General features: G+C 67.0%; 5 protein-coding genes. 3 read left to right on the forward strand and 2 right to left on the reverse strand.

All coding sequences use genetic code 11. The annotated features are described in order from the left end of the window. Positions 1 to 967 (reverse strand): glycosyltransferase (locus tag ABDW35_RS31040; RefSeq protein ID WP_343717709.1); only part of this gene is annotated, 967 nt, incomplete at its 3' end. Positions 968 to 1,185: 218 nt separating this feature from the next. Between ABDW35_RS31040 and ABDW35_RS31045 the strand changes: the two genes are divergently transcribed. Genes ABDW35_RS31045 through ABDW35_RS31055 form a run of 3 tightly spaced genes read left to right on the forward strand, consistent with a single transcriptional unit; the run spans position 1,186 to position 4,799 of the window. Next, a complete protein-coding gene (locus tag ABDW35_RS31045; RefSeq protein ID WP_343717710.1) occupies positions 1,186 to 3,813 on the forward strand; it encodes an ABC transporter ATP-binding protein in 2,628 nt (875 codons plus the stop codon). A 30-nt stretch (positions 3,814 to 3,843) separates the two neighbouring features. After that, complete coding sequence (locus tag ABDW35_RS31050; protein WP_343717711.1) at positions 3,844 to 4,293, forward strand: cyclic nucleotide-binding domain-containing protein; 450 nt, start codon at positions 3,844 to 3,846, stop codon at positions 4,291 to 4,293. A gap of 8 nt (positions 4,294 to 4,301) precedes the next feature. Next, positions 4,302 to 4,799, forward strand: coding sequence for a class I SAM-dependent methyltransferase (locus ABDW35_RS31055; RefSeq protein ID WP_343717712.1), 498 nt, complete (start codon positions 4,302 to 4,304; stop codon positions 4,797 to 4,799). A gap of 160 nt (positions 4,800 to 4,959) precedes the next feature. Here ABDW35_RS31055 and ABDW35_RS31060 read toward each other — a convergent pair. Then, a partial coding sequence (locus ABDW35_RS31060) for an exodeoxyribonuclease III (protein WP_343717713.1) occupies positions 4,960 to 5,624 on the reverse strand: 665 nt, incomplete at its 5' end.

Here is a 5,624-nt window from a genome sequence, read left to right on the forward strand (position 1 = left end):
GCCTCACCCGGGGCACCAGCAGCGCCCGTTTGTCGAAGGACAGGATCTCGCAGAAGGTGTTGTAGCCGCCCATGGCGACCACGCCGGCGGCGCGGATCATCAGATGCTCGATCCGGGCGTCGAAGGTGATGACCTCGACATCGTCCAGCTGCGCCGCGCGGGCCATGAACTCGGCCTGGCGCTCGCGCTGCATGAACGGGCCCAGCACGATCAGCGCGGCACAGGGCATCGACCGGTCCAGCTCATAGGCCGACAGCACCCAGTCGACCAGGTCCTCGCCGTCGCCGCCGCCGCCCGGCGTGACCAGGATGTAGGGGTCGCGCAGCGGAGCCGCTTCGGCCGGAACATTGGTCGGCGCCCGCCGGCGCAGATAGCCGGTATAGGTCATGCGGGCGCGCACCGATTCAGGCAGCTCGATGTCCTCCAGCGGGTCGCAGATCTCCGGCAGGCCGTAGATCCACAGCTGATCGTACAGGCTCTCCAGCGCCGGGACGACGTTCTTGCGCTCCCATTCCGGGGCCAGCAGCGACGGCTCGTCCATCACGTCGCGCAGGCCCAGCACGGTGCGGGTGCCGCGGTCGCGCAGCATCTCCAGCGTCTGCTTGACCTCGCCGCGCAGGCCCAGCGGCTCCTTGTCGACGATGAACAGGTCGGGATCGAAGATCGCCGCCGTGTGCTCGATGATCGAGGCGCGCATGGCCAGCGTCTCCTCGATGTCGATATGCAGCGACAGCGAGGTGTAGTCGCCGTTGCGCAGCTTGATCACGCCCGGGATCCGGACGAAATCGACCCGGCTGCGGAAGTCGAAGCTGCCGATGATCGGCGAGCCCGACAGGATCATCACCGACAGGTCGCTGTGCCGCGCCACCAGGGCATGCGCGATGGTGCGGCAGCGGCGCAGATGGCCAAGGCCGAAGCTGTCGTGGCTGTAGATCAGGATGCGGGCCTGAGCGGTACGCTTCGCCATGCAGCCTTGTCACCTGGGAACCGGAACGGGCACGCGGACGGCACCTGCCGTCCGGCGCGCTTTTAGCACGAAGGCTTCCGACCCGTCACCCGGACCCTTTGCCCGGATGGTGACCGCCGTCACATGCTTTGCGTCCTTGAAAGTTCACGCTATGGTCCGGCGGTGCCTGGCGAGGCTGGACCTGGATCGCGATGGATTCCAATATCTTCAAGTTTATCTTGCGGCACAGCAGCCGCGAGCAGGTCTATATCCTCGTCATCACGCTGATCTCGTTTCCGTTTGTCTATTATTCGCTGGATCTGCCGAAGCAGATCGTCAACGGCGCCATCGACGACAAACACGCAGGTGATTTCCCGAAGGTGGTGTTCGGCTATCACTTCGACCGGATCGAATACCTGCTGCTGCTGTCGTTCCTGTTCCTGGCGCTGGTGTTCATCAACGGCGGCTTCAAGCTCTATATCAACGTCTACAAGGGCAAGCTGGGCGAGCGGATGCTGCGCCGGCTGCGCTACGAGCTGTACTGCCGGATCCTGCGCTTCCCGCTGCCGCATTTCCGCAAGACCTCCCAAGGCGAGATGATCCCGATGATCACCTCGGAGGTCGAGCCGCTGGGCGGCTTCATCGGCGACGCCTTCGTCCAGCCGATCTGGTCGACCGGGACGCTGCTGGTCTACATCTACTTCATCTTCGTCCAGGACCCGATCCTGGGGGCGGCGGCTGTGTCGCTGTACCCGCTGCAGGGCTGGCTGATCCCGCGGCTGCAGAAGCGGGTGAACCAGCTGGGCAAGGAGCGGGTGCGCACCGTGCGCAAGCTGGCCGACCGCATCGGCGAATCCGTCTCCGGCATCACCGACATGCATGCCAATGACGCCACGGCGGTGCATCTGGCGGACTTCTCCGACCGGCTGGGGACGATCTACGACATCCGGTTCGAGATCTACAATCGCAAGTTCTTCATCAAGTTCCTGAACAACTTCATCAACCAGCTGACGCCGTTCTTCTTCTATTCGATCGGCGGCTGGTTGGTGATCCGCGGCGACATCCAGCTCGGCGCGCTGGTGGCGGTGCTGGCCGCCTACAAGGACCTGGCCTCGCCGTGGAAGGACCTGCTCGACTACTATCAGAGCCAGGCCGATGTCCGGATCAAGTACGAGCAGGTGGTGGAGCAGTTCCAGCCGCCGGAGCTGCTGCCGGTCGAGCGCATCACCGGCGACCAGGTGATCGACGGGCCGCTGCCGAAGGAGCTCAGCTTCTCCGCCGTCTCGCTGGTCGACGATAGCGGCATGACGGTGATCGAGGGGTTGACCGCCGTCTTCCCGACCGACGGCCAGGTCGCCCTCGTCGGCTCCGGCGTCGGCAAGGACGAGCTGATGCTGATGATGGCGCGGCTGATTTCGCCGACCAGCGGCAAGATCCGGCTCGGCGAGCACGACTACGAGACGCTGGGCGAGTCGGTGATCGGCCGGCGCATCGCCTATGTCGGCGCCCACAGCTACATGTTCACCGGCACGCTGCGGCAGAACCTGTATTACGGCCTCTGCCACCGGCCGTTGCGCGAGGCGCAGTACGAGGACGAGGCGGCGAAGCGCCGCCAGGCCCGGCGGGCGGCGGCGTCCCAGGCATCGGGCAACACCGATTTCGACATCAACGCCGACTGGATCGACTACCAGGCGGCCGGGGTGGACGGGCCGGAGGCGCTGCAGGACAAGGCGCTGGAGATCCTGCAGGCGGTCGATATGGAGCAGGATGTCTACCGCATCGGCCTAAACGGCACGATCGACCCGGACAAGGCGCCCGATGTCGCCGACCGGGTGCTGGCGGCGCGCGTCTCGGTGCGCAAGACCCTGGCCGAAAGCGACCTCGGCGACCTGGTCGAGCTGTATGATGCCGACCGCTTCAACAGCTCCGCCTCGGTGGCCGAGAACCTGCTGTTCGGCACGCCGGTCGGCCCGGTCTTCGCCTATGACGCGCTGGCCGAGAACGAGTATGTGCTGTCGGTGCTGCAGCGCACCGGCCTGATGGAGGAGTTCATCCAGGTCGGCGCCCAGATGGCCGAGACCATGGTCGAGCTGTTCGCCGACCTGCCGCCCGGCCACGAGTTCTTCGAACAGTTCAGCTTCATCGGCTCGGAGGACCTGCCCGAGTTCCAGCCGATCGTGATGCGGGCGAAGAAGGAGGGCACGGCGGCGCTGCGCCCGGCCGACCGCACCCGCCTCCTGTCGCTGCCGTTCAAGCTGGTGCCGTCCCGCCACCGCCTGGGTGTGTTCGAGGCCGACCTGCAGCAGCGGCTGCTGGAGGCCCGCAAGGTGTTCGCGGCCGAGCTGCCGGAGGATCTGCGGCCGTTCATCGAATTCTTCGACGCCGAAAAGTTCAACGAGGCGGCGTCGCTGCAGGACAACATCCTGTTCGGCAAGATCCGCTACGGCCGGCCGGACGCGGCGGAGCGGGTGCAGGCGCTGATCCAGACCGTGGTCGACGAGGTCGAGCTGCGCGACAGCGTCATCGCGGTCGGGCTCGACTTCTCGGTCGGCGTCGCCGGCAGCCGGCTCTCGGCGGTGCAGCGGCAGAAGGTCGGGCTCGGCCGCGCCTTGCTCAAGAACGCCGACCTTCTGCTGCTGAACGAGGCCACCTCGGCCCTCGACGGGGTGGCACAGAGCCGGGTCCACCGCACCATCCGCGAGCTTCGGCACGGCCGCGGCTTGATCTGGGGCGTGCATCGGCCCAGCATGGCGCGGGAGTTCGCCGACATCGTCGTGGTGCGGCATGGCCGCATCGTCGAGCGCGGCGACTTCCAGACGCTGAACCGCAACGGCAGCGCACTGCACGAATTGCTGGAAGCGGAGTAGAATGCGAACAGGGAGCTGGAGGACAGATCGGTGAGCCTGGCGGAAGAAGTCGAGTTGCTGAAGCGGATCCCGCTTTTCGCCAATATCGACACGTCGAAGCTGAAGCTTCTCGCTTTCACCAGCGAGCGCGTCCGCTTCCCCGCGGGGCAGGTGCTGTGCCGGCAGGGGGAGATCGGCCGCGCCGCCTTCATCATCATCGACGGCGAGGCCGACGTCGTCGTCGATGCGGAGACCGGACCCTTGACCGTGGCCTCGGTCGGCCGCAATGACTTCGTCGGCGAGATCGCCATCCTCTGCGACGTGCCGCGCACCGCCACGGTGCAGGCCCGCACCGACGTCACCGCCCTCGTCATCGCCAAGGACCAGTTCTTCCGCATGATCACCGAGTTTCCCCAGATGGCGATCGAGATCATGCGCGTCCTCGCGCTGCGTCTCGAGCGGACCACCAAGGAAGCGGCCCGCGCCCGGCTGACGGCCTGACCCGGACCGTGAGCCGCCTCGACAGCTTCATCCGCCGGATGCAGGCGCAGCGCGCCTGCCTCGACTGGGCCGCGCGCGAGATCGCCGGGCTGCCCGGCGACGTCATGGAACTCGGCCTCGGCAACGGCCGCACCTACGACCATCTGCGCGAGGCCATGCCGGACCGCGCGATCTGGGTGTTCGACCGCCACATCGCCGCCCATCCCGGCTGCATCCCGCCGCGCGACCGCATGGTGCTGGGCGAGGTGCTGGAGACGATGCCGGGCTTCGTCGCGGCGCACCCTCGGGGCGTGGCGCTGATCCACGCCGATCTCGGCACCGGCGACGACATCGCCAACCGGGCTCTGGCGGCGGCGCTGGCGCCGCTGCTGGGCCCGGTGCTGGCGCCGGGCGGCGTGGTCGTCGCCAATATCGGCTTCGCCGGCACCGGCTGGGAGGAACTGCCCGAGCCCGACGGCGTCTCGCCCGGGCGGTATTATCTGTACCGGCGGCCCATCAACGCCTGACTCCGAGCGTCATTGCGAGGAGGCGAAGCCGACGAAGCAATCCATGGCGCCGCTACTGGCTGCCCGATGGATTGCTTCGCTGCGCTCGCAATGACGGTTTGGGGATTCTGAAAACGCCTTGCCCTGTGGGAGAGGCAACGCGAAACGCCGAGACCGTGCTTTAAACCTCGACGTCGACCACCACCGGCACATGGTCGCTCGGCTTCGGCTCCCAGCCGCGGGCCTCGCGCAGGGTGCGGTGGGCCTTCAGGCCGCCGGCCAGAGGCGGGGTGACCCAGATGTGGTCCAGCCGCCGGCCCCGGTTCGACAGCTCCCAGTCGGCGGCGCGGTAGCTCCACCACGTGTACAGCTTCTCCTCCGGCGGCACGAAGGTGCGGGCGCTGTCGACCCAGCCCAGGGTCGACTGCATCGCCCCCAGCTTCTCGACCTCGATCGGGGTGTGGCTGACCACGTCCAGCAACTGCTTGTGCGACCAGACGTCGTTCTCCAGGGGCGCGATGTTCAGGTCGCCGACCAGGATCATCTTCTGGTCGCGCGTGCGGTTCTGCGGCCACCAGGCCGTCATCTCGTCCAGGAACTGCAGCTTGTGCTTGAACTTCTCGTTCACCGCCGGGTCCGGGATGTCGCCGCCGGCCGGAATGTACAGATTATGCACCTCGACCCCGTCCGGCAGGCGGATGGCGATGTGGCGGCAATCCTCCTTGCCGCACCAGTGGCGGATCTCGTGGCTCTCGAAGGGCAGACGCGAGATCACGGCGACGCCGTTGTAGCCCTTCATCCCGGCGATCGCGATGTGGCGGTAGCCGAGGTCGACGAAGGGCTGAT

This window comes from Inquilinus sp. (genome assembly GCF_039594555.1).
Classification (GTDB): Bacteria; Pseudomonadota; Alphaproteobacteria; order DSM-16000; family Inquilinaceae; genus Inquilinus.